The organism is Stenotrophomonas sp. Sm6012 (genome assembly GCF_030985895.1).
In the GTDB taxonomy this organism is placed as follows: domain Bacteria; phylum Pseudomonadota; class Gammaproteobacteria; order Xanthomonadales; family Xanthomonadaceae; genus Stenotrophomonas; species Stenotrophomonas forensis.
The window spans coordinates 1-22,948 of record NZ_JAPTFX010000066.1 but is presented as its reverse complement, the minus strand read 5'-3'; the positions used below and the strand labels follow the sequence as shown (position 1 = coordinate 22,948).

Genomic DNA, 22,948 nt, shown 5'->3' with positions numbered 1-22,948 from the left:
CCGCTGGCCGGCAAAACGGGGACGGAGGGGATTAAGTCGCAAATGGCAAAAAACGACCTGATCCGCTCCGTCTCCGATGGCTAGCGCCGCAGCGGCAGCCATTGTCCTTCGCTGGCGCTGCGCCACAGCCATTCCACCGGCCCGAAGCGATGGCCGCGCAGCCACCACGCACTCGCCCACAGCTGCAGCGGGAACAGCATCGCTGCCACCAGCAGCACCGGCCACAGCCCGTGCTGAGGGCCGATGCCCCACCCGAAGCCGGCAAACAACGGCACGCAGATGGCGCTTTGCAGCAGGTAGTTGCTCAATGCCATGCGCCCGGCCGGGACGAACACGCGCAGCACGCGTTCGGCCCACGGGCGCAGATAGAGCAGGGCGAAGATGGCGGCCGCAGCGATGCCCAGTGCCAGCGGCGCAACGCGGTACGCCACACGCAGCAGGTAGCCCGGCACACCGCTACGCAGCGCCGGCCACGCCTGCTTCAGCGCGTCGGCGTGGGCATCGATCCACAGAAACGCGGCCGTCAACAGCAGCCCACCGACGGCGATCGCGCGCAGCAGCGGCCGGTGTGCCTGCGGCTGCTGAAGCAGGCCGCGACGACCCGCCCAGTAGCCCAGCAGGAAGCGGCCGAGCACGAAGAACAGCAGTGCCCAGTTGCTCAGCTTCAGCCATGCCGCCAGCTGCAGGTTGTGCCACCACGCCTGCGCCAGGCTTCCGTGCTCCAGCGCACCGAGCGCCATGGCGTTCATCTGCGCGCGCGGTGTGAGCAGGGCCACCCATTCGCGGATCCACGGCGACAGCAGCGGTGGCAGCAACAGGGCGATGAACAGGCCGCTGCACAGCAGGGCACGATCGCCCAGGTGCCGGAACAACGGCAGCAGCAGGCCGACCACGGCATACACCAGCAGGATGTCGCCCCACCACAGCAGCACCGAATGCAGCAGGCCGATCACCAGCAGCACCGCCATCCGCCGCAGGTGCGCGGCCATGCTGCCGGGCGCCCGGCCGTCCATCTGCATCGCCACGCCCATGCCGAACAGCAGCGAGAACAGGGTGATTGCCTTCATGTCCACCAGCCATTCCATGCCGGTGCGGATGGCCTGGTCGAGCGCTGCGCTGGGCAGCGCCTGCTGCGCGGCCTCGCTCATCAGCGCATCGAGCGAGAAGAAGCGCAGGTTGACCAGAAACACGCCGAGCAGCGCGAATCCGCGCAGGGCATCGATGAGGGGTTGGCGCGGCAGGCGGTGGGTCATGCCGCGCAGCGTACCGGATCGGTAGTGCCGGCCGCTGGCCGGCATGAGCCTCGAGGCACGCGGCAGATGCCGGCCAGCGGCCGGCACTACCCCACAGGGGTCAGTCGCCCAGCAGGGCGGTGTTGCGTACGGCGCCCTTGTCGGCGCTGGTGGCGAGCAGGGCGTAGGCCTTCAACGCGCTGGTGACCTTGCGCGGGCGCGGCGCGCGCGGCTTCCAGCCACGCGCATCGGCGTCGGTGCGGCGCTGGGCCAGGGTGGCGTCATCCAGCAGCAGATCGATGCGGCGGGCCGGGATGTCGATGCGGATGCGATCACCATCTTCCACCAGGCCGATGACCCCGCCGCTGGCCGCTTCCGGCGAAACGTGGCCGATCGACAGGCCCGAGGTGCCACCGGAGAAGCGTCCATCGGTCAGCAGTGCGCACTGCTTGCCCAGCCCCTTCGACTTCAGGTAACTGGTCGGATACAGCATCTCCTGCATGCCCGGGCCGCCCTTCGGGCCTTCGTAGCGGATCACCACCACCTCGCCCGGCTGCACTTCGTCGGCGAGGATGCCGGCGACGGCGGCGTCCTGGCTTTCGTAGACGCGTGCCGGGCCCTCGAACACGTGGATCGACTCATCCACGCCGGCGGTCTTCACCACGCAGCCATCCACGGCCAGGTTGCCGCGCAGCACGGCCAGCCCGCCTTCCAGCGAATACGCGTGCTGCAGCGAGCGGATACAGCCCTCGGCGCGGTCCACGTCCAGCGTCGGCCAGCGCGTGGCCTGGCTGAAGGCCTCCTGGGTAGGAATGCCGGCCGGGCCGGCCTTGAAGAAGGTGTGCAGGGTGTCGTTGTCGCTGCGCACCACGTCCCAGCGCTCCAGCGCGTCGGCCAGGCTGGCGCTGTGCACGGTCGGCACACCGGTATCGAGCAGGCCCGCGCGGTCCAGTTCACCGAGGATGCCGAACACGCCGCCGGCGCGGTGCACGTCCTCGATGTGGTACTTCGGCGTGTTGGGCGCCACCTTGCACAGCTGCGGTACGCGCCGCGACAAGGCATCGATATGGGTCAGGTCGAAGTCGACCTCCGCTTCCTGCGCGGCGGCCAGCAGGTGCAGGATGGTATTGGTCGATCCGCCCATGGCGATGTCCAGGGTCATCGCATTGGCGAACGCGGCCTGGGTGGCGATGCCGCGCGGCAGCGCGCCCGGGTCTTCGCCGCCATACCAGCGGTGGCAGAGTTCGACGATCAGGCGGCCGGCGCGGCGGAACAGCGCCTCGCGGTCGGCGTGGGTGGCCAGCGTGGTGCCGTTGCCGGGCAGCGACAGGCCCAGCGCTTCGGTCAGGCAGTTCATCGAGTTGGCGGTGAACATGCCCGAGCACGAACCACAGGTGGGGCAGGCACTGCGCTCGAATGCGGCCACTTTCTCGTCGGAGGCGCTGTCATCGGCGGCCACCACCATCGCGTCGACCAGGTCCAGCTTGTGCTCGGACAGCTTGGTCTTGCCTGCTTCCATCGGTCCGCCGGAGACGAACACCACCGGGATGTTCAGGCGCAGTGCGGCCATCAGCATGCCGGGAGTGATCTTGTCGCAGTTGCTGATGCACACCAGCGCGTCGGCGCAGTGCGCGTTGACCATGTACTCCACGGCGTCGGCGATGATCTCGCGGCTGGGCAGCGAATACAGCATGCCGTCATGGCCCATCGCGATGCCGTCGTCCACGGCGATGGTGTTGAATTCCTTGGCGACACCGCCAACCTGCTCGATCTCGCGCGCGACCAGCTGGCCGAGGTCCTTCAGATGCACGTGGCCGGGCACGAACTGGGTGAAGGAGTTGGCGATGGCGATGATCGGCTTGTGGAAGTCGCCGTCCTTCATGCCGGTGGCACGCCACAGGGCGCGGGCGCCGGCCATGTTGCGGCCGGCGGTGGAGGTGCGGGAGCGGTATTCAGGCATGGCTGGCGGAACGGGCGGGCCGTACAACGTGGGGGTCGCCCGATCATGGACAATTTTTTCGGTTGCTGCTGCAACCACCTTCACCGCTTGCAGCGGCTTGGTGGTCCACGCATTTCCCCTTATCCCCGCGCCTTCGGCGCGCCCCCTTGAACAACAAGGGGGCTTCTTGCCGGAGACTTGGCTGCGCGCGCTGGGCATCGCCGGGCGCCGCGGGGTGTGTGCCAACCCAGGTTGGCACCTGCCAGAGCGGTGCGCCGTCCGGGGGCGGATCCCATCGCGGCGCGATGGGCGCTGACCCCCAATGCCCGACGAAAATGAAAGTCCGTTCATCTTTCGGACTTTGCCGATTCCGGTTGCTGGCCAGGATTTGGCATCATTGGGGCATTGATCCGTCGACAGGGCATGAGGCCATGAAACGTTCCCGCACCACCGCGCTGCTGCTGATGAGCGCCGCGCCGCTGCTGTTCACCGCCTGCCAGAAGGAGCCGGAGGTGAAGGTGCAGGAAGGCCTGTATACCTCGGTCGAAGCCTGCACCGAGGCCACCGGCGATCCGTCCTCGTGCCGCAACGCCTTCGCCGAAGCGCAGAAGCAGGCCGCCGATGCGGCGCCGAAGTACGCCAGCAAGGAAGCCTGTGAGAAGGACTACAAGCCGGAACAGTGCGTGCAGCAGCACACGTCGGCCGGCACCTCGTTCATCGGCCCGATGATGATGGGCTTCTTCATGTCGCAGATGCTGAGCAATCGCGGCGGCCTGGCCCCGCAGGCACCGGCGGCGTCGCCGGCTTACCAGGACAAGAGCGCGGGCTGGGCGCGCCCGGCCCCGGGTGGCACTGGCGGCCTGAACACCGCCAGCGGCATCGGCGCGGGCAAGGCTGGCCTGGCGCCGGTCACCAGCGAGCCGAACCGTGCGGTCACCGCCAGCCGTGGTGGCTTCGGCAACACCAGCGCGCGCCGCAGCACCAGCGGCAGCTACGGCGGCTGATCGACCCATGCAGCGCATCCGGATTGCCGAGCGTGCCCAGTGGCGGGCACGCGCGGAAGAGGCGGGTTTCCGCTTCCACACCATCGACGGCCAGCCGTACTGGGATGAAAGCGCGTACTACGCCTTCACCCTGCGCCAGATCGAGCAGGACATCGAAGACCCCAGCGCCGAGCTGCACCAGATGGCGCTGGACCTGGTCGGCGATGTCATCGCCAGCGAACGGCTGATGGACCAGCTGGCGATTCCGTCGCACTACCGCGACTGGATTGCCGACAGCTGGCGCCAGCGCCAGCCGCACCTCTATGGCCGCCTGGACCTGGCCTACGACGGCACCGGCCCGGCCAAGCTGTACGAACTGAACTACGACACGCCGACCTCGCTGTTCGAGGCCAGCTTCTTCCAGTGGCAGTGGCTGGAAGACCAGCGCAACGCCGGTCGCCTGCCGCAGCACGCCGACCAGTTCAACGCGATCCATGAAGCGCTGGTCGAGCGCTTCGGCGAACTGGCCGCGCAGCTGCCGCCGCCGCTGCACTTCAGCGCCGTAGGCAGCTCGGACGAAGACCGCGGCACCGTCGATTATCTGCGTGACTGCGCTTCGCAGGCCGGCTTGCATGGCCAGGCCATCGCCATCGAGGACATTGGTCTGTCCGAAGATGGCCGCTTCACCGCGCTGGACGATTCGGTGATCGGCACGCTGTTCAAGCTGTACCCGCTGGAAGACCTGATGGCTGAGGAATTCGGCCGCGCGCTGCCCGGCTCGGGCGTGCAGCTGCTGGAGCCGGCATGGAAGGCGGTGCTGAGCAACAAGGGCATCCTGCCGCTGCTGTGGCAGCGCAATGTCGGTCATCCGAACCTGCTGGAAGCGCACTTCGATGACGGCAGCACGCTGGCCTCGGGCTGGGTGCGCAAGCCACTGTTCTCGCGCGAAGGCGCCAACATCGAGATGCACCTGGCCGATGGCAGCACCCAGCGCAGTGACGGTCCCTACGACGGCCCGGCGATCATCCAGCGCGCGCATCCGCTCACCCGCTTCGACGGCGGTTACCCGCTGATCGGCAGCTGGGTGGTCGGCGATCACGCCTGCGGCATCGGTATCCGCGAGGACGACAGCGCGATCACCCGCGACAGTGCGCGCTTCGTGCCGCACGCGATCGTGGACGAGGCGCCGACGCGGATCTACGTCTGATGGCGGTACGGCCCACAGGGCCGTCGTGCCAACCAAGGTTGGCACCCACCAGGGCGATGTGCCGGTAGTGCTGGCCGCTGGCCGGCACCGTTGTTGGTAGATGCCGACCTTGGTCGGCGCTGTGGGTTCGTGCCAACCAAGGTTGGCACCTACCAGGGCGATGTGCCGGTCGTGCCGGCCGCTGTGGGTATCAGAGCAATCCTTCGCGCTTCACTGCCAGGTAACGCTCGACCAGCGCAGCGGGCAGAGCGTCGGCGGTCACGTCCAGTACCATCACCTTCTCGCTGCGCAGCGCTTCGTGTGCCTTCGCGCGCTGCTGCAGGTACAACGCAGCGGCGCCAGCCTGAGCGGCATCCTCCAGCGTCTGCACCTCGTCCTCCAGCGCAGCGTCCAGCTCACGCTCGCGCAGGCTGGCCACGCACACCAGGTGGCGTTGCTGCAGCAGGCGAACGGCTGCCAGCAGGTCCTCGATGTCCTCGTCGCGCACGTTGCTGACCAGTATCACCAGGGCGCGCCGGCGCTGGCGCAGCGATACCTCGGTGGCGGCAGCCAGATAGTCGGTGGCTACTGCGCGCGGCTGCAGGTCGTAGCTGGCGCGCAGCAGGTGCTCGACCGTGCCCATGCCGCGCTGCGGCGCCACCCAGCGGCGCTCGCCACCGGCGGCGAACAGGCCGGCGGCGTCGCCCTGGCGCAGGGCCAGGTAGGCCACCACCAGTGAGGCGTTCAATGCATGGTCGAAGTGCGAGAGCCCGCCTTCGCTGGCCAGCATGCGCCGGCCACTGTCGAGCATCAGCAGCAGCTGCTGGTTCTTTTCGTCCTGGTATTCGCGCGAGATCAATTTGCGCGCACGCGCGGTGGCCTTCCAGTCGAGCTGGCGCAGGCTGTCACCGACGCGGTACTCGCGCATCTGGTGGAAGTCGGTGCCTTCGCCACGACGGCGTTTCACATGTGCACCGACCAGCCGCGAGGCCTGGTCGGCACTGAACAGAGCGAAGCGGGTGAGCGGCACGAAGTTCGGATAGACGCGCACGTCCAATGCCGGTGGCACGGTGCGCTGCTGCCACCACAGCCGCCACGGAGAGCGCATGCGCAGATGCACGCCTTCGAAGTGGAAGTGCCCGCGCTGCAGTGGCTGCAGGTGATAGTGCAGGGTGGAGGCGCTGCCGGCCTGCAGCTGTACGCGTTGCGGCAGCGATTCCAGTGGCCAGCCTCCCGGCACCAGGTCGAACACCTGCACCGTCATCGATGCATCTGCCTGCAGCCGCAGTGCAGCCTCGCGACGTACGCCCAGCGCCAGCGCCTCGGGCAGCTCGCGCTGCACCTGCGGCGAAGGTCGCCGTGTCTGCCGCCACAGATCCCACAGTGCCGGCAGGGCGATCGCCAGTGCGGCCAGCGCCCAGCCCCAGCGCGGCAGCAGCCCGCCCAGCACCAGTCCGCCCAGCGCGGCCCAGGCCAGCAGCAGTACCAGGAGCAGCGGCGACGGCCTCATCGGCGCGGTGCTTCCACCTTGGCCAGCAGTGCACCCAGCACGTCGTCGGCGTCCTGGCCTTCGATCTGCAGTTCCGGGGCCAGCGCGATGCGGTGCCGCAGCGCCGGGCGTGCGATGTCGCGCACATCATCCGGCGTGACGAAATCACGACCGGCCAGCACCGCCTGCGCGCGCGAGGCCCGCACCAGCGCGATGCTGCCGCGCGGGCCGGCACCGACGGCGATCCCCGGCCACTGCCGCGTGGCGGCAACAATCCGCACCGCATAGTCGATCACTTCGTCGTCGACGGTGATGGCAGCGGTGGCCTGCTGCAGTTCCAGCAGCTCGCCCGCGCCGAGCACCCGCGGCACCTGGCTCAGGTCGAAATCGCTGGCGGCGCGGCCGCTGGTGATCGCAGTCACCATGCGCTTCTCGTCTTCCAGCTGCGGGTAGTCGATCAGCACCTTCAACAGGAAACGGTCCAGCTGTGCTTCCGGCAGCGGATAGGTCCCTTCCTGCTCCAGCGGGTTCTGCGTGGCCAACGCCATGAACGGCGGCGCCAGGGTGAACGCCTTGCCTTCGATGGTCACCTGGCCTTCCTGCATCACTTCCAGCAGCGCCGACTGGGTCTTGGCCGGTGCGCGGTTGATCTCATCGGCCAGCAGCAGGTTGGTGAACACCGGGCCGCGGCGGATCTTGAAGCTCTCGCTCTTCGGGTCGTACACCGCGTGGCCGCTGACGTCGCTGGGCATCAGGTCGGGGGTGAACTGCACGCGGCCGTAATCCAGTTCCAGGGCCTGTGCCAGCGCACGCACCAGCAGGGTCTTGCCCAGCCCGGGGACGCCCTCGATCAGCACATGGCCACCGGCAAGCAGCGCCACCAGGATCTGGTCCAGCACATCGGCCTGGCCGATGAAGGCATGGCCAACGGCATCGCGGATGGCGTCGACGCGTTCGATCAGGCGGGCGTTGGCGGCCGCCGGCAGCTCGGGCACTTCGGTCATAGCAGGGATCTCATCTGGAGCAGCAAGCGGATGCGCTCGCGCAGGGCGGAGGAATCGTGCGGCGGTGGGGGTGTGAGCGCGCTGGCGACGCGGCCCTGCGGCCACTTCAGCAGCTCGGCGATGGCCTGCTCGCGCGGTGCGCCGTCGAGTGCGGCGGCGACCGGCGCGCGCAGGCGCAGGCGGTGCAGGAACAGGGCGAGCACGGCGTCGTACAGGCGCGCGCCGTGGCCGAAGCGCAGCAGCAGTTCGCCGCTGGCACGCACATGCTCCAGCAGCGAGCGGCGTTCCAGCAGCGGCGACGGTTGCAGGCTGCCGAAGCGCTGCGAGCGGCCCCACAGCCAACCCAGCAGGGCCAGCAGCAGCGGCACCCACAGCGGCCAGCCGTGGTAGAACAGGCGCGCCCACAGCGACGGCGGGCGTCCGGCGTAGACCAGCCAGACCGCACCCCTGCCGTAGTTCGGATCGAGCAGATAGCGGGTCAGGTCGCGGTGGGCCGGATCGTGCAGGCCATCGCTGGGCCTGCCCGCAGCGGCGCCCAGCCGTGCGGCGGGTGTGTCGACATCGCCACGCATGAACTCCATGTCGGCCAGTACGCTCACCTTGCCCTGGCCATGGCGCAGGCGCGCGAACACCAGGTCGCGGTCACCGCCCCAGCGGCGTTCGGCCTGTGCGCGCGCGGCAAACCCGAGCGTGAAGCGGCGGCCTCCACAGAACTCGCTGTGACCGCTGTCGTCGTCGATATGGAACGGCTGGCAGTCGTTGCGCTGGAACAGGCTGTCCACGCCCAGCTGGTCCAGCAAGGGTCCCTGCGTGCTGCCGGCATCGTCCTCCGCCGGGGGCGGTGTGCGCACCAGCAGGTGCCCGCCCCGGTCGACCCAGGCCAGCAGCGGTTTCACGGCCGGTGCCGGCAGCTCGCTGCTGTCCTGCAGCAGCACCACCGTGTCGCGCGGCCCCAGCGCCATCTGCGGCAGGTCCAGCCGTGGTCGTGAATGCACCTCGATGCCGTCGGCGCGCAGGGCCTGGCCCAGCACGTACAGCGGGTTGTAACTGGCCTCGCCCTGCGGCGGCAGGGTGAGCGTCTCGGTCACCCGTTCGTGGGTGCGCAGGTAGAGGATCGTCAGTGGCACGCCGATCAGCACCAGCAGGCCCAGCAGCAACGACCAGGACAGGCGCGGGCTCATGCTTGCCACCCGTACTGCTGGCGCAGCGTGTCGGCCAGCGCGTCGAAGTCGCTGCGGCTGGGCAGGCGGCCACCATAGGCGGCGTACTGCCACATGCGCACGATGCGCGCGAACAGGTCACGGTCGGCGGCCTCCGGCATGCGCCGCGAGGCACGCAGGCACTGCGCTTCGGTGGCGCCGGGAGGCAGCGCGATGCCGCTGCGCTCGCCCACGGTGCGCACGCTGGCGCGGTAAAGCAGGGCCAGCGCCTGCCGTGGCCGGCCTTGGTCCCACAGCAGGCCGGCCTGGGTGGCCACGTCCGGCGGCAGCACCGCGGGCAGCTCCACCGCCTCTTCAACCACCGGCGGCGCGGTACCGGCCTTGCGCCGGCCACTGCCACGCAGCCAGGGCAGCCACATCCGCGCGGTCAGCAGCAGCACCAGCAGCAGGATGCCCAGCAGGCCCCACAGGCCCCACTCGGCCAGCCGCGCCAGCCAGGCAATGCCGTCCTTGCGTGCCTTGCGCTCGCCCTTGTTGCCGCTGTCGCCTTGCAGCGGCTTGTCTTCCTTCTTCTTTTCCTCGGCCTGCTCGATCGGCTTCCAGTGCGTGACCTGGCGGGTGGGGTGCTGCAGCGGGTCTTCGTAGGCACGGTTCACCGCCTGGCGGAAACCGGCGGTATCCACCGGTGTGTCGCCGAAGATCATCGCCGGCGTGTTGGACGGGTCGATGGCCGGCTGGTTGTCGTCTTCCTCGGCGGAGATGTCACTGGCACTGGGCTTGCCCATTGCACGTCCGGGGCCGGCGTCTGCGTCCTGCGCGTGCACCGGTGCGCAAGCCAGTGGCAGCGCCAGGCACAGCAGCAGGGCCAGTGTCGACGCCGCCGGCAGCAGTCGATCACGCAGGCGGCGCAGCGCGATTTCCACATCCCAGGCTTCCATCTGCGTACGCCGGTTCAAGTACAGGCCAAAGCCGGCACCGACGAAGAACGGCCCGACCAGCACCGAGGCCAGCCAGCACGCCAGGTTGAAGCCAAGCCGGGCCCACGCCGGCGTGTCCCGGCCGATCATGTCCCAGGCCGCACGCCACGATTCGGACATCAGGTCCAGCGGCATGAACATGAATACCGCACCGATCGCGCCGGACACCAGCACCGCTTCGAATGCCAGGCAGGTCACCGTCAGCACCGTCGCTGCACCTGCGGCGCCGGCCGCGACCGCGCGACGGCGCGGGCCGCGCTGGTCCGGTGCGTTGCCTTCCAGCAGGTTCACCGGCAGGCACAGGCTGCGCAGCACGCTGAAACGGCGCCAGCCCAGGTAGCCCCAGAAGCCGGTACCGCCCCAGTGGCGCTGCGCGCGCAGCGCCGCCAGCGTGCCCACCGGCTCACCAAAGATGCCGCGTGACAGCACGTACAACGGCGCGCGTTCGAACAGCGGCTTGCACCACCACATCGCCAGCCAGGCCCAGCCGAACGCATCCAGCCACCAGCCCAGCGCGTTGAAGACCACGAACAGCGGCGCGCTGGCCAGCAGCCAGCTGCCCCACACCGCACGCGCGTGACGGCGGGCGAGGGCGCTGCCCAGCTCCATGGCCTCCCAGCTGCTGCGTGCGCGCAGCACCACGTCCAGGTGGTCAATGCGCATCGCCGGCTCCGCGTCCGCCACGCCACAGCCACAGCAGTACGCCGGCCCACAGCACGCCGGCCACGCTGAACTTGCCCCATGCCGGCACTTCGGCGATCGATGACCAGAACGCTTCGATGAAGGCGGCGACCAGCAGCATGAAGGCTACGCCAAGGCACAGCCGTGCACCGATGCGGCCACCGTCGACCAGCGCATCCAGCCGGCTGCGCCGGCCCGGTGCCAGCAGCTTCATGCCCAGCTGCAGCCCGGCGCCCCCGGCGATCACGATGGCGGTCAGCTCGAACGCGCCATGCCCGGCCACGAAGCGCCAGAACGGCCCGCCGTGGCCGATGTGCTGCAGGTGGCCCGCCACCGCACCGATGGTGACCCCGTTGAATGACAGCACCAGCAGCGTGCCCAGGCCGGCCAGCAGGCCACTGGCGAAGGTGCGCAGGGCGATGCTGATGTTGTTCATGACGTAGTGGCCGAACATCATCCAGTCGGTACCGCTGTCGCGGCCCAGGCGCTCGGCGGCGGGGTCGTACATGCGCTCCATCGCGGCGATCTGGCGGTTGTCCATCAGCATGTGGATCAGGTCCGGATAGACCTGGGCCAGCACGAAGCAGGCCAGTGCCGGCAGTGCGAACATTGCCAGCGCCACCCACATGCTGCGCGCCTGGCTGCGGACCAGCAGCGGGAAGTCGGCCACCAGGAATTCCAGCGCGGCGCGCCAGCGCGTTGGCCGCGTGCGGTACAGCACGCTGTGGCCCTGCTGCATCAGCAGCTGCAGGCGCTGCACCAGCTGTGGGCTGTAGCCGCGTTCGCGGGCCAGCGCCAGCTGCTGGCACAGGCGCCGGTAGCGCTGCGGGAAGGCGGTGTCGTCCAGTGCCAGGCCGCTGGCCTTGCGGCGGGCGCGGCGCGAGGCACCGGCACGCAGCAGCAGCCACTGCTCCAGGTCCTGCCATTCCTGCTGGTAGCGGGCGACAAACTGTTCCTGCTTCATCGCCGCCCCAGCAACCAGTTGGCCATGGCATACAGGCGCAGCACGCCGATCTGGCCCTGTGCGCCGGTCAGCGGCTCTGCAATTCCGGCCAGTTCCTGCTGGCGCGCCGCCGACAGCCGCGGCGCGCGTTCGGCGAAGGCCATCAACGCCGCCTGTTCATCCGGGCGCAGCGGCTGCGGCGGGGCCAGCACGCTGTCGATGGTCGGCGGCGGCGGCAGGTACAGCGCCGGCGCATGCACCACCACCGTGCCGGCGACCAGGTCGCCAAGGCGGCGCCCATGGGGGTCGAACAGGCTGCTGACCAGGCCCAGCGCATAGCCGAACGGCAGCATGTCCACCGTACGCAGCAGGTTGCGGGTGATCGATGCCATCCAGCCCACCGGTGCGCCATCGCGCGACAGCACGCGCAGGCCCAGCGCGCGCTTGCCGAGGGTGCGGCCCCACAGCGCCTCGCAGACGATCGGGTAAGCCCAGTAGACCAGGAACATCAGCACCAGGTAGAGGCCCGAGCCGAACGTGTCCAGCAGCGCCAGCGGAATCGACATCAGCACCAGCACGGCGACGCGCACGCCGAGATCGACCAGCCAGGCCATCGCCCGCGGCAGCGGCCCGGCCGCCGGCAACTGCAGCAGCACGCCCTCCGGCGTCACCACCTCGCGGTAGGTGTCGAGCATCGGTGCGGCCATCAGTGCGAAGGCCTTCGATGTGGGCGCCGGAGTCCTCTCCGGCAGGCAGCCACAGGCATGGGGGTCTCGACAGATCCTGGTCGGGCCCAGACTTTAGCAGAGCCGCATGGCGGCGTTGGCCGCTCAGCCCAGGTATTCGTCCTTCAGCCGCACGTAGTGGTCGGCCGAGTAGTGCAGCGATTCGATCTCCTTGTCGCTCAGCGTGCGCGCCGGCCGCGCCGGATTGCCGACCCACAGTTCGCCCTCGCCGACCACCTTGCCCGGGCCGATCACGGCACCGGCACCGACGAAGCCGTGGCGCTCCACCCGGGCTCCGTCGAGGATGCAGGCACCCATGCCGATCAGGCTGTAATCACCGATCGTGCAGGCATGGATGATGCAGCCATGGCCGACGGTGACGCCCTCGCCGATCAGCGTCGGGTAGCCGGCCTTGTTGTACGGGCTGTGGTGGCTGACGTGGATGATGGTGCCGTCCTGAACGTTGGTGCGCGCACCGATACGCACGTAGTTGACGTCGCCACGGATGACCGTGCCCGGCCAGATCGACACGTCGTCGGCCAGTTCGACGTCACCGATGACGGTGCAGGCCGGATCGATGTACACGCGCTCGCCGAGGACGGGCATCTTGTCGCGGAAGGGGCGCAGCGGGTTCATCGGTGTCTCCGGAAATCAGGGCATTCGCGACGATGATACGCGCGTGGTCCGCACGCCGCGTGCCTGCCGCGGGGTAGTGCCGGCCGCTGGCTAGGGTTCGTAGCTGTAGCCCATCCCGTACACCGAACGGATCGGTTCGCCTTCCATGCCGGCGTCGGCCAGCTTGCGGCGCAGGTTGCGCACATGGCTGTCGACGGTGCGGTCGACCACCACGCGGTGGTCCAGATAGAGGCGATCAAGCAGTTCATCGCGTGCCCAGATCCGGCCGGGCGTGGCCAGCAGGGTGCGCAGCAGGCGGTACTCCACCGGGGTCAGGTCCAGGCCCTTGCCGTTCCAGGTGGCACGCGCGGCCGGTTCGTCGATGTGCAGGCCGCTGTTGGTGCGCGCGGCCGGGTCCGGCCTGCAGCGGCGCAGCACTGCCACCACTCGCGCCACCACTTCGCGCGGGCTGAACGGCTTGCAGATGTAGTCGTCGGCGCCGATCTCCAACCCCAGCAGGCGGTCGATCTCCTCCACCCGCGCAGTGACCATGATCACCGGCACGTCGCTGCTGGCGCGCAGCTCGCGGCACAGATCCACGCCATCGCGCTGCGGCAGCATCAGGTCCAGCAGCACCAGATCGGGCTGGTAGCGCGCGAAGGCGTCGATCACCTGGCCGCCATCATCCACCCACTCGCTGACCATGCCGGCTGCGGCCAGGTAGTCACGCAGCACGGCGGCCAGGCGCGGTTCGTCCTCGACGATGAGAATCTTCGCCGGTGCGGCGGGCGATGTGCTGGCGGGGGAGGTGCTCATGCAGGCTCCGGCAGGGTGATGACCACGCGCAGCCCACCCAGCGGCGAGGGCTCGGCGTGGATCTGGCCGTGGTGGGCAAGAACGATGTTGTGGCTGATGGCCAGGCCCAGTCCGCTGCCACCGCTGGCACGATTGCGCGAGCTTTCCACCCGGTAGAAGCGCTCGAACAGCAGCGCACATTTTTCCGCCGGTACGCCCGGTGTGGTGTCTTCCACGATCAGCTGTACGCCGGCAGGCACCCGTGCGGCCTGCACGAGTACGCGGCCGCCGGCATGGGTGTAGCGCAGCGCGTTCTCCAGCAGGTTGGCCAGCACCTGCTGCAGGCGCCGCTCGTCACCGGATACCTGCAGCGGTGTGGCAGGCAGCGCTTCTTCCAGTGCCAGCCCGGCTGCGGCGAAGCGCACGCGCATGCCATTGAGCTCACTGCGCAGCAGCGCCACCAGGTCCAGCGGGGCGAAGCGGTAGGCCAGCCCGCCGGACTGGGTCATCGACAGGTCGTGCAGGTCGTCGACCAGCTTGCCCAGCTGGCGGATCTCGCCCTGCAGGGCACCGAGATTGGCACGGTCCAGCGGGCGGATGCCGTCCTCGATCGCCTCCAGTTCGGCACGTACCACCGCCAACGGCGTGCGTAGTTCGTGCGAGATGTCGGCGATGAAGGCACGGCGGTTGCGCTCGGTGTCGTCCAGCGCCTGCGCCATCCGGTTGAAGTCGTTGACCAGTGCGTCCAGTTCGTCGTCGCTGGTGCGCTCGATGCGGGTGGCGTAGTCGCCGGCGGCGAGCCGGTGGGTGGCCGCCGCGAGCTTGGCCAGGCGCTGGCGCAGCGCGCGTGACACCAGCCAGGCCAGCAGCACCGTCACCAGCAGCAGCGAGATGCCGATCACCCACCAGGCGCGCATCTGGGTGTTGTAGAAGTTCAGGTCGTTGGTGGCGATGACGGTCTGGAACGGCACCATGCCCAGCCAGCCCACCGTGTGCCCGTCCACCTGCACCGCGTGCGGCTCGTCATCGCTGGTCGCGTCGGGGTTGCCTGCCACGTAGCGGTGCCGTGCATCGAACAGGCCCAGCCGCGACGGAACGCCGGTCTGGTCGGACAGCGGTGGCACCGGCCCTTCGTGCCCATGCGCCAGGTCCGGGCGCAGCATCCGCGCCCAGCGATCGCTGTCACCGCGCAGGTGGTCCCAGCCGCCGTGCTCGCGGAATTCGCGCTGCAGGTGCGGCATCAGCCGCTGCATGCGCAGGTCGCCCTGATCGTTGAGGTAGTCCAGGAAGCCGGTCTGGAACGCCACGCGGCTGGCAATGCCGTTCACTGCCAGCACCAGCAGGCAGGCAGTGAAGATCGCGAGGAAGGTCTTCGCGGTCAGGCCGAATTTGAGTCGAATCTTCGCCATCGCGGGGGCCATTAGCGGCGCATGTGGCGCCGAAAGCAAGCGCCAGCTGAGCCGGTCGCACAATCTCCATATTCTCTGCACAGTTCCACGGCAGCGTGCCCGGGTCAACACAAGGCTCCCACGCCCCCCATGTCACTCCTGCGCCCGCTGTCCCGTTCTTCCCATCCCCTGCTGCTGCCGCTGCTGCTGGCCCTGGCCGCCTGTTCCGCCGGCAGGACCGAAGCGCCCCCCACGCCTGAAGTGGGCGTCATCACCGCCAGCGCGCAGCCGCTGGCGCTGCAGCAGACCCTGCCCGGCCGCGCAGTGCCGTTCGAAGTGTCCGAGGTGCGGCCGCAGATCGGTGGACTGATCCGCCAGCGGCTGTTCACCGAAGGCCAGCAGGTCAAGGCCGGTCAACTGCTGTACCAGGTCGACCCGGCGCCGTACCAGGCGGCCTTCGACACCGCCCGTGGCCAGCTGGCCCAGGCCGAGGCCACCGTGCTGTCGGCGCAACCGAAGGCCGAGCGCACCCGCGCGCTGGTGAGCATGGACGCGGCCAGCAAGCAGGATGCCGACGATGCGACCTCTGCGCTGAAGCAGGCGCAGGCCAATGTGATCGCTGCGCGCGCTGCGCTGCAGGCCGCCCGCATCAACCTTGACTACACGCGGGTTACCGCACCGATCGACGGCCGTATCGGCACCTCCAGCGTCACTGCCGGCGCGTTGGTCGCCGCGGGCCAGGACGCCGCGCTGACCACCATCCAGCGGCTGGACCCGGTGTACCTGGATGTCACCCAGTCCAGCACGCAGATGCTGGCGCTGCGCAAGCAGCTCGATGCCGGCCTGGTGAAGGCCATTGATGGCAAGGCACAGGTGAAGGTGGTGCTGGAGGATGGCAGCACCTATGCCCATGAAGGCACGCTGGAATTCGTCGGCAGCGCGGTCGATCCGGGTACCGGCAACGTGGTGCTGCGCGCGGTCATTCCGAACCCGGATGGCCTGCTGCTGCCGGGCATGTACCTGAAGGCGGTGCTGCCGATGGCCACCGATGCGCGCGCGCTGCTGGTGCCGCAGAAGGCGGTGGTGCGCAATGAGCGCGGCGAGCCGCTGCTGCGCCTGCTCGACGCCAAGGACCACGTCATCGAGCGCCGGGTCAGCACCGGCCAGGTGGTGGGCAACCAGTGGCAGATCACGCAGGGCCTGAAGGCCGGCGAGCGGGTGATCGTCAGCAACGGCAGCGCGGTAGCGCTGGGCCAGCAGGTGAAGGCGGTGGCGGCCACCACCGCGCAGCTGGCAGCAATGCCGGCGATCGACCCGAACGGCAACACCGACGAAAAGTCGCACTGAGGCCTGCCGCGCATGGTTCGTTTCTTCATCGACCGGCCGATCTTCGCCTGGGTGATCGCCATCGCGGTCAGCCTGCTCGGCCTGCTTGCGATCCTGATCCTGCCGGTGGACCGCTACCCGCAGATCGCCCCGCCCACCATCACCATCCGCGCCACCTACACCGGCGCCTCGTCGCAGACCGTGGAAAACGCCGTCACCCAGGTCATCGAGCAGTCCCAGCAGAGCCTGGACCACCTGATGTACATGACCTCCACCAGTGCTTCCGACGGCTCGGCGCAGGTCAACCTGGTGTTCGCCACCGGCACCAATCCGGATACGGCGCAGGTACAGGTGCAGAACCAGCTGCAGGCCGCGATGGCCACGCTGCCGCAGGCAGTGCAGCAGAACGGCCTGACCATCACCAAGTCCAGTGGTTCGATCTTCGAGGTGCTGTCGTTCACCAGCGAAGACGGCAGCATGGACAACTTCGATGTCGCCAACTTCATGGAAGCGCGCATCGATGACCAGATCAGCCGCGTGAGCGGCGTCGGCAACATCCAGCCGATCGGCCAGGAATACGCCATGCGTATCTGGCTGGACCCGGAAAAGATGCGCCAGTACGCGCTGATGCCGTCGGACATCGAGACCGCACTGCAGGCACAGAACACCGACGTGTCGGCCGGTGAGCTGGGTGGCCAACCGGCACTGAAGGGCCAGCAGCTGGACGCGACCGTGACCGCGCGCAGCCGCCTGCACACCCCCGAGCAGTTCGCGCAGGTGGTGCTCAAGGCCGATGCCAACGGCAGCGTCGTGCACCTGGGCGACGTGGCGACGATCGGCCTGGGACCGGAGAGCTACGACAGCATCAGTACCTTCAACGGCAAGCCGTCGGCCTCGCTGGGCATCGAGCTCAATGCCGGTGCCAATGCCATCGCCGTGTCCAAGGCCATCGATGCACGGCTTCAGCAGCTGCAGAAATACTGGCCGCATGGCTACACCGCCCACGTGGCCTTCACCACCACCCCGTTCGTGACCATCTCGCTGAAGGAAGTGGTGATCACCCTGGTCGAGGCGATCATCCTGGTGGTGCTGGTGATGTACCTGTTCCTGCAGAACTGGCGGGCCACGCTGATCCCGACCATCGCGGTGCCGGTGGTGCTGCTGGGTACGTTCGGCGTGCTGGCCGCGTTCGGCTATTCGATCAACACGCTGACCATGTTCGCGCTGGTGCTGGCCATCGGCCTGCTGGTGGACGATGCCATCGTGGTGGTGGAGAACGTGGAGCGGGTGATGACCTTCGAAGGGCTGGCGCCGAAGCCAGCCACGCTGAAGGCCATGGGCCAGATCACCGGTGCGCTGGTCGGCATCGTGCTGGTGTTGACCGCGGTGTTCCTGCCGATGGCGTTCTTCAGCGGTGTCACCGGCGTGATCTATCGCCAGTTCTCGGTGACGATCGCCGCGGCGATGATCCTGTCGGTGCTGGTGGCGATGACCATCACGCCGGCCCTGTGCGGCAGCATCCTGCATCAGATCCCCAAGGGCGGGCACCCGCACGGCGACCACGGCGGCGAACCGAGCCTGCTGGGCAAGTTCTTCATCTGGTTCAACCATCGCTTCGAGCGCACGTCGAATGGGCTGCGTCGCCGTGTGGATGGATTTCTTGGCCGGCGCATGCTGGGCGTGCTGTTCTACCTGGTACTGAGCGTGGTCACCGGCCTGCTGCTGTGGCACCTGCCGGGTGCGTTCCTGCCCGATGAGGACCAGGGCATGCTCAACGCGCTGGTGAAGCTGCCGGCCGGCTCCACCCTGGAGCAGACCCGTGCGGTGATGGATCGCCTCAGTGCCGCCGCGGTGAAGGACGACAGCGTGCTGTCGATCCAGGCCACCGCCGGCTTCAGTGTCACCGGTAGCGGCCAGAACGTCGGCCAGGCTTTCATCCGCCTGAAGGACTGGGACGACCGCAGGGACGATGCCGATACCATCGCCGCGCGGCTGACCCGGGCCATGGCCAGCGTGCCCGACGCGCAGGTGTTCATCACCTCGCCGCCGGCCATCCTCGGCCTCGGCGATGCCGGCGGTTTCACCCTGGAACTGCAGGACGAGGGCGGTGCCGGCCATGCCGCCGCCGTGGCCGCGCGCAACACGCTGCTGAAGGAGGCTGCCAGGGATCCGAAGCTGGTCAACGTGCGCTACGCCAGCCTGGAAGACGCACCGGTGTACGCGGTGAAGGTGGACGACGCCAAGGCACAGGCCATGGGGGTGAATCCGCAGGACGTCAATGACACCTTGAATGCCGCGCTGGGCGGCGATTTCGTCAACAACTTCATCTACAAGGGTCGCATCAAGAAGGTGTTCATCCAGGGCACGGCCGAAGCACGCATGCAGCCGCAGGACATCGAGCGCTGGAGCGTGCGCAACCAGGCAGGGCAGATGGTGCCGCTGTCGTCGCTGATCAGCACGCACTGGACCAGCGCACCGGCTGCACTGCAGCGCTACAACGGCATCTCGGCGATGGAGATCACCGGCCAGCCGGCGCCGGGTGTCAGCTCCGGCGAGGCGATGGCCGAGATCGCGCGCCTGGCCGATACCTTGCCGGAGGGCTTCAGCCACGCCTGGTCGGACATGGCCTACCAGGAACAGCTGTCGGGCAACCAGGCACCGATGCTGTACGCAATCTCGCTGCTGTTCGTGTTCCTGTGCCTGGCCGCGCTGTACGAAAGCTGGGCAGTGCCGTTCGCGGTGATGCTGGCGGTGCCGGTGGGCGTGTTTGGTGCGGTACTGATGATGAACCTGCGTGGTCTCAACAACGACGTGTATTTCCAGGTCGGTCTGTTGACCACGATCGGGTTGGCGGCGAAGAACGGCATCCTGATCGTCGAGTTCGCGCGCATCCTCGAACAGCAGGGCAAGAGTACCCGCGAGGCGATCCTGCAGGCGGTCTACCTGCGGCTGCGCCCGATCGTGATGACCTCGCTGGCGTTCCTGATGGGCGTGCTGCCGCTGGTGTTCGCCACCGGTGCCGGTTCGGCCGCGCGACGTTCGCTGGGTACCGGCGTGGCCGGCGGCACGGTCGCCTCGATGGTGCTGGGCATGTTCTTCGTGCCGTTGTTCTACCTGCTGGTGCGCCGCCTGTTCCCGGGCCGTGCGCCGGCCGAAGCCATTGCCCCGGAGGCAAGCCCATGAAGCCGATGCTGTTGCGTGCCCTGGCGGCCGCCACCATGACCACCGTGCTGGGCGGCTGCGTGAGCATGGCGCCGCGCTACCAGCGCCCCGAGGCCCCGGTGCCGGCGCAGTTCGGCAATGTTGCAACGGGCGAGACCGGCCCGGCGTTGGCGATGCCGGCCTGGCACGAGGTGTTCGTGGCGCCGCGCCTGCAGCAGGTAATCGCGCTGGCGCTGCAGAACAACCGCGACCTGCGCGTGGCGGTGCTGCAGGTCGAAAAAGAGCGGGCGCAGTACCGTATCCAGCGTGCGGCATGGCTGCCGTCGGTGGACGCCAGTGGCAGCGTCACCCGCTCGCGCGTGAGCGATGCCAACAGTGAGACCGGGGCCACCCAGTTAACCGAAGCCGATACCGTGCAGGTCGGTATCAGCAGCTGGGAGCTGGACCTGTTCGGGCGCATCCGCAGCCTGAGCAACGAGGCGCTGCAGAACTGGCTGGCCAGTGCCGAGAACCAGCGTGCGGCGCGCACCAGCCTGGTGGCCGAAGTGGCGACGGCCTGGCTGGCGCTGGCCGCCGATGGGCAGTCGCTGGCATTCACGCAACAGACCCTGGACAGCCAGCAGCAGACCCTGCAGCGCACCGAGGCCCGCCGTGCACAGGGGCTGGCCTCGGGGCTGGACTTGTCGCAGGTCCAGACCAGCGTGGAAGCCGCGCGCGGCGCGCTCGCCAAGTTGCAGACCCAGCAGGCGCAGGATCGCGATGCATTGCAGCTGTTGGTGGGGTCGCCGCTGGATCCGGCCCTGCTGCCGACCGCGCAGGCGCTTGACGGTAGCGTGGCGCTGGCACCGTTGCCGGCCAACCTGCCGTCGAGCGTGCTGCTGCAGCGCCCGGATGTGCTTTCAGCCGAACACGCGCTGCAGGCGGCCAATGCCGATATCGGAGCAGCGCGCGCTGCGTTCTTCCCGACGCTGACCCTGACCGCCAACTACGGCCACAGCTCTACCGCCTTGTCGACGCTGTTCTCGGCCGGCACCCGCGGCTGGTCGTTCGCACCCAGCATCACCGCACCGATCTTCCACGCGGGTGCATTGAAGGCGTCGCTGGATGCCTCGAAGATCGGCAAGGACATCGGCATCGCGCAGTACGAGAAGGCGATCCAGCAGGCCTTCAGTGAAGTGGCCGATGCGCTGGCCACGCGTGATCACCTGGCCACGCAGATGGACGCGCAGCGGGCGCTGGTGGCCGCCAGCCAGCGCAGTTACACGCTGGCCGACGCGCGCTACCGCACCGGGCTGGACGGCTACCTGCAGGCGCTGGATGCGCTGCGCAGCCTGTATGCCGCGCAGCAGGACCTGATCGCCCTGCAGCAGCAGGAGGCGGGCAACCGGGTGACGTTGTTCAAGGTGCTGGGCGGGGGCGCCGACGCACGGTAATGCGTACAGTGTTCATCCACGCATGGCGTGGATCTACCGGGTCGGGAGGCCTTGGTGGGTGCTGCCTACGCCACGCGGCCGCGGCGGGCGCGTTCCAGGTGCACCAGCAGCAGCGAGATCGCCGCTGGGGTCATGCCCGGGATGCGCTGCGCCTGGCCGATGGTCTGCGGGCGCACACGCTCCAGCTTCTGCAGCGCTTCGGCCGACAGCCCGCGCACCGTGGCGTAGTCGAAGGCTTCGGCAATCGGCGTGGCTTCATGCCGCTGCTGGCGCTCGATCTCCTCACGCTGGCGGTCCAGGTAGCCGGCGTACTTCACGCCGATCTCCACCTGCTCGGCCACCTTGCCGTCGGCTACGGCCGGGCCCAGCGACGGCACCTGCATCAGCTGCGCGTAGTCCAGCTCCGGGCGTTTGATCAGGTCCAGCACGTTGGTTTCGCGGCTGACCGCCACGCCAAGCGTGTCCTGTACTTCGCGGCCCAGCGCATTGGCCGGGGTCGCCCACAGTGCGCCCAGTCGTGCACGCTCGGCGGCAACCGCAGCCTGCTTGGTTTCGAACGCGCTCCAGCGGCGGTCATCGACCAGGCCCATTTCGCGGCCGGCCGGGGTCAGGCGCTGGTCGGCGTTGTCCTCGCGCAGCTGCAGGCGGTACTCGGCGCGGCTGGTGAACATGCGGTACGGCTCGTTGGTGCCGTGGGTGATCAGGTCATCCACCAGTACACCCAGGTAGGCCTCGTCGCGGCGCGGGCACCAGCCGTCCAGCCCGCGCACCTGGCGTGCGGCGTTGAGGCCGGCCAGCAGTCCCTGTGCGGCGGCTTCTTCATAGCCGGTGGTGCCGTTGATCTGGCCGGCGAAGAACAGGCCGTTGACCAGCTTGGTTTCCAGCGAGGCCTTCAGCCCGCGCGGATCGAAGAAGTCGTACTCGATCGCGTAGCCGGGGCGGGTGATGTGCGCGTTCTGGAAACCGCGGATGCTGCGCACCATCTCCAGCTGCACGTCGAACGGCAGCGAGGTGGAGATGCCGTTGGGGTAGATCTCGACGATGCCCAGGCCCTCGGGTTCGACGAAGATCTGGTGGCTGGCCTTCTCGGCGAAGCGCACCACCTTGTCCTCGATGGACGGGCAGTAACGCGGGCCGATGCCTTCGATCTGGCCGCTGTACAGCGGCGAGCGGTGCAGCGCGTCACGGATGATCTGGTGGGTCTGCTCGGTGGTGTGGGTGATCCAGCAGCTGACCTGCTGCGGATGCTCGTCCACCGAGCCGAGGAAGGACATCACCGGCCGCGGCGTGTCACCGGGCTGTTCGTCCATCACGCTGTAGTCCAGCGAGCGGCCGTCGATGCGCGGCGGCGTGCCGGTCTTCAGGCGGTCCACCTGGAACGGGCGCTCGCGCAGTCGCGCGGCCAGCGTGGTGGCCGGCGGGTCGCCCATGCGGCCGGCGGCGTACTGGGTCGGGCCGACATGGATCTTGCCGGCCAGGAAGGTGCCGGCGGTCAGCACCACGGCCTCGGCGTCGAAGCGCAGGCCGGTCTGGGTGATGACCCCGCGCACGGCGTCGCCTTCGATGACCAGGTCATCGACGGCGGCCTGGAACACGGTCAGGTTGGCCTGGCCTTCGACGATGGCGCGGATCGCCATGCGGTACAGGTTACGGTCGGCCTGGCAGCGGGTGGCGCGCACGGCCGGGCCCTTGGAGGCGTTGAGCGTGCGCCACTGGATGCCGGCGCGGTCGGCGGCATGCGCCATCGCGCCGCCGAGGGCGTCAATCTCCTTGACCAGGTGGCCCTTGCCGATGCCGCCGATGGCCGGGTTGCAGCTCATCGCACCCACCGTTTCGATGTTGTGGGTCAGCAGCAGGGTGCGCACGCCGGTACGGGCCGCGGCCAGCGCGGCTTCGGTGCCGGTGTGGCC

17 protein-coding genes are annotated in these 22,948 nt (G+C 68.8%); 5 read left to right on the top strand and 12 right to left on the bottom strand.

The window, feature by feature from the left end:
• Positions 1 to 80 precede the first annotated feature (80 nt).
• Both O0J73_RS12755 and ilvD read right to left on the bottom strand, forming a co-directional pair.
• Positions 81 to 1,253 (bottom strand): DUF418 domain-containing protein, encoded by a 1,173-nt coding sequence (locus O0J73_RS12755; protein ID WP_308308853.1) that lies wholly within the window; start codon positions 1,251 to 1,253, stop codon positions 81 to 83.
• A gap of 100 nt (positions 1,254 to 1,353) precedes the next feature.
• On the bottom strand, positions 1,354 to 3,192 hold the full coding sequence (gene ilvD / locus O0J73_RS12750; protein ID WP_197564948.1) for a dihydroxy-acid dehydratase: 1,839 nt from the start codon (positions 3,190 to 3,192) through the stop codon (positions 1,354 to 1,356).
• A gap of 410 nt (positions 3,193 to 3,602) precedes the next feature.
• On the opposite strand from ilvD, the gene O0J73_RS12745 reads away from it, so the two are divergent.
• Together O0J73_RS12745 and O0J73_RS12740 are read left to right on the top strand one after the other, a co-directional pair.
• The gene (locus O0J73_RS12745) at positions 3,603 to 4,175 is read left to right on the top strand and encodes a DUF1190 domain-containing protein (RefSeq protein WP_071228542.1); all 573 of its coding nucleotides are present in this window, start codon (positions 3,603 to 3,605) and stop codon (positions 4,173 to 4,175) included.
• Positions 4,176 to 4,182: 7 nt separating this feature from the next.
• Positions 4,183 to 5,361, top strand: a complete 1,179-nt coding sequence (locus O0J73_RS12740) for a glutathionylspermidine synthase family protein (protein ID WP_308308852.1) — start codon at positions 4,183 to 4,185, stop codon at positions 5,359 to 5,361.
• A 190-nt stretch (positions 5,362 to 5,551) separates the two neighbouring features.
• Here O0J73_RS12740 and O0J73_RS12735 read toward each other — a convergent pair whose 3' ends face one another.
• The 9 genes from O0J73_RS12735 to baeS form a co-directional block, all read right to left on the bottom strand.
• Positions 5,552 to 6,850, bottom strand: coding sequence for a DUF58 domain-containing protein (locus O0J73_RS12735; RefSeq protein WP_308308851.1), 1,299 nt, complete (start codon positions 6,848 to 6,850; stop codon positions 5,552 to 5,554).
• Entirely contained in the window at positions 6,847 to 7,833 is a 987-nt protein-coding gene (locus O0J73_RS12730; protein WP_008266232.1) for a MoxR family ATPase, read from the bottom strand. The genes O0J73_RS12735 and O0J73_RS12730 overlap by 4 nt, the downstream gene beginning before the upstream one ends.
• Positions 7,830 to 9,014, bottom strand: coding sequence for a DUF4350 domain-containing protein (locus tag O0J73_RS12725; protein ID WP_308308850.1), 1,185 nt, complete (start codon positions 9,012 to 9,014; stop codon positions 7,830 to 7,832). The genes O0J73_RS12730 and O0J73_RS12725 overlap by 4 nt, the downstream gene beginning before the upstream one ends.
• A complete protein-coding gene (locus tag O0J73_RS12720) occupies positions 9,011 to 10,633 on the bottom strand; it encodes a DUF4129 domain-containing protein (RefSeq protein ID WP_308308849.1) in 1,623 nt (540 codons plus the stop codon). Before O0J73_RS12720 ends, O0J73_RS12725 begins: the two co-directional genes overlap by 4 nt.
• Positions 10,623 to 11,615, bottom strand: coding sequence for a stage II sporulation protein M (locus tag O0J73_RS12715; protein WP_308308848.1), 993 nt, complete (start codon positions 11,613 to 11,615; stop codon positions 10,623 to 10,625). The genes O0J73_RS12720 and O0J73_RS12715 overlap by 11 nt, the downstream gene beginning before the upstream one ends.
• Positions 11,612 to 12,301, bottom strand: a complete 690-nt coding sequence (locus O0J73_RS12710) for an RDD family protein (RefSeq protein ID WP_006475444.1) — start codon at positions 12,299 to 12,301, stop codon at positions 11,612 to 11,614. The genes O0J73_RS12715 and O0J73_RS12710 overlap by 4 nt, the downstream gene beginning before the upstream one ends.
• A 123-nt stretch (positions 12,302 to 12,424) precedes the next feature.
• Positions 12,425 to 12,955, bottom strand: a complete 531-nt coding sequence (locus O0J73_RS12705; protein ID WP_006475442.1) for a gamma carbonic anhydrase family protein — start codon at positions 12,953 to 12,955, stop codon at positions 12,425 to 12,427.
• Positions 12,956 to 13,045: 90 nt separating this feature from the next.
• Entirely contained in the window at positions 13,046 to 13,750 is a 705-nt protein-coding gene (locus O0J73_RS12700; RefSeq protein WP_006475440.1) for a response regulator, read from the bottom strand.
• Positions 13,747 to 15,150, bottom strand: a complete 1,404-nt coding sequence (gene baeS, locus O0J73_RS12695) for a sensor histidine kinase efflux regulator BaeS (protein WP_308308847.1) — start codon at positions 15,148 to 15,150, stop codon at positions 13,747 to 13,749. The genes O0J73_RS12700 and baeS overlap by 4 nt, the downstream gene beginning before the upstream one ends.
• A gap of 117 nt (positions 15,151 to 15,267) precedes the next feature.
• Here baeS and smeA point away from each other — a divergent pair, with 117 nt between their 5' ends.
• The 3 genes from smeA to smeC are packed head-to-tail and all read left to right on the top strand — an operon-like array spanning position 15,268 to position 21,038.
• Positions 15,268 to 16,464: a multidrug efflux RND transporter periplasmic adaptor subunit SmeA gene (smeA, locus tag O0J73_RS12690; RefSeq protein ID WP_197565014.1), complete on the top strand. Its 1,197-nt coding sequence runs from the start codon at positions 15,268 to 15,270 to the stop codon at positions 16,462 to 16,464.
• Positions 16,465 to 16,476: 12 nt separating this feature from the next.
• Positions 16,477 to 19,626, top strand: a complete 3,150-nt coding sequence (smeB, locus tag O0J73_RS12685) for a multidrug efflux RND transporter permease subunit SmeB (protein ID WP_308308846.1) — start codon at positions 16,477 to 16,479, stop codon at positions 19,624 to 19,626.
• On the top strand, positions 19,623 to 21,038 hold the full coding sequence (gene smeC, locus O0J73_RS12680) for a multidrug efflux transporter outer membrane subunit SmeC (RefSeq protein ID WP_308308845.1): 1,416 nt from the start codon (positions 19,623 to 19,625) through the stop codon (positions 21,036 to 21,038). Before smeB ends, smeC begins: the two co-directional genes overlap by 4 nt.
• Positions 21,039 to 21,103: 65 nt before the next feature.
• Here smeC and mnmG read toward each other — a convergent pair.
• Positions 21,104 to 22,948: tRNA uridine-5-carboxymethylaminomethyl(34) synthesis enzyme MnmG (mnmG, locus tag O0J73_RS12675; protein WP_308308844.1), on the bottom strand; the 1,845-nt coding region annotated here is incomplete at its 5' end.

What these genes read in the sequence shown, in the direction of transcription:
- O0J73_RS12725 (WP_308308850.1), bottom strand. Translation starts at nt 9,014, where the DNA reads ATGAGCCCGCGCCTGTCCTGGTCGTTGCTGCTGGGCCTGCTGGTGCTG.
- ilvD (WP_197564948.1), bottom strand. Translation starts at nt 3,192, where the DNA reads ATGCCTGAATACCGCTCCCGCACCTCCACCGCCGGCCGCAACATGGCC.
- O0J73_RS12730 (WP_008266232.1), bottom strand. Translation starts at nt 7,833, where the DNA reads ATGACCGAAGTGCCCGAGCTGCCGGCGGCCGCCAACGCCCGCCTGATC.
- O0J73_RS12700 (WP_006475440.1), bottom strand. Translation starts at nt 13,750, where the DNA reads ATGAGCACCTCCCCCGCCAGCACATCGCCCGCCGCACCGGCGAAGATT.
- smeB (WP_308308846.1), top strand. Translation starts at nt 16,477, where the DNA reads ATGGTTCGTTTCTTCATCGACCGGCCGATCTTCGCCTGGGTGATCGCC.
- O0J73_RS12735 (WP_308308851.1), bottom strand. Translation starts at nt 6,850, where the DNA reads ATGAGGCCGTCGCCGCTGCTCCTGGTACTGCTGCTGGCCTGGGCCGCG.
- O0J73_RS12710 (WP_006475444.1), bottom strand. Translation starts at nt 12,301, where the DNA reads ATGGCCGCACCGATGCTCGACACCTACCGCGAGGTGGTGACGCCGGAG.
- O0J73_RS12720 (WP_308308849.1), bottom strand. Translation starts at nt 10,633, where the DNA reads ATGCGCATTGACCACCTGGACGTGGTGCTGCGCGCACGCAGCAGCTGG.
- smeA (WP_197565014.1), top strand. Translation starts at nt 15,268, where the DNA reads ATGTCACTCCTGCGCCCGCTGTCCCGTTCTTCCCATCCCCTGCTGCTG.
- O0J73_RS12705 (WP_006475442.1), bottom strand. Translation starts at nt 12,955, where the DNA reads ATGAACCCGCTGCGCCCCTTCCGCGACAAGATGCCCGTCCTCGGCGAG.
- O0J73_RS12740 (WP_308308852.1), top strand. Translation starts at nt 4,183, where the DNA reads ATGCAGCGCATCCGGATTGCCGAGCGTGCCCAGTGGCGGGCACGCGCG.
- O0J73_RS12745 (WP_071228542.1), top strand. Translation starts at nt 3,603, where the DNA reads ATGAAACGTTCCCGCACCACCGCGCTGCTGCTGATGAGCGCCGCGCCG.
- smeC (WP_308308845.1), top strand. Translation starts at nt 19,623, where the DNA reads ATGAAGCCGATGCTGTTGCGTGCCCTGGCGGCCGCCACCATGACCACC.
- O0J73_RS12755 (WP_308308853.1), bottom strand. Translation starts at nt 1,253, where the DNA reads ATGACCCACCGCCTGCCGCGCCAACCCCTCATCGATGCCCTGCGCGGA.
- O0J73_RS12715 (WP_308308848.1), bottom strand. Translation starts at nt 11,615, where the DNA reads ATGAAGCAGGAACAGTTTGTCGCCCGCTACCAGCAGGAATGGCAGGAC.
- baeS (WP_308308847.1), bottom strand. Translation starts at nt 15,150, where the DNA reads ATGGCCCCCGCGATGGCGAAGATTCGACTCAAATTCGGCCTGACCGCG.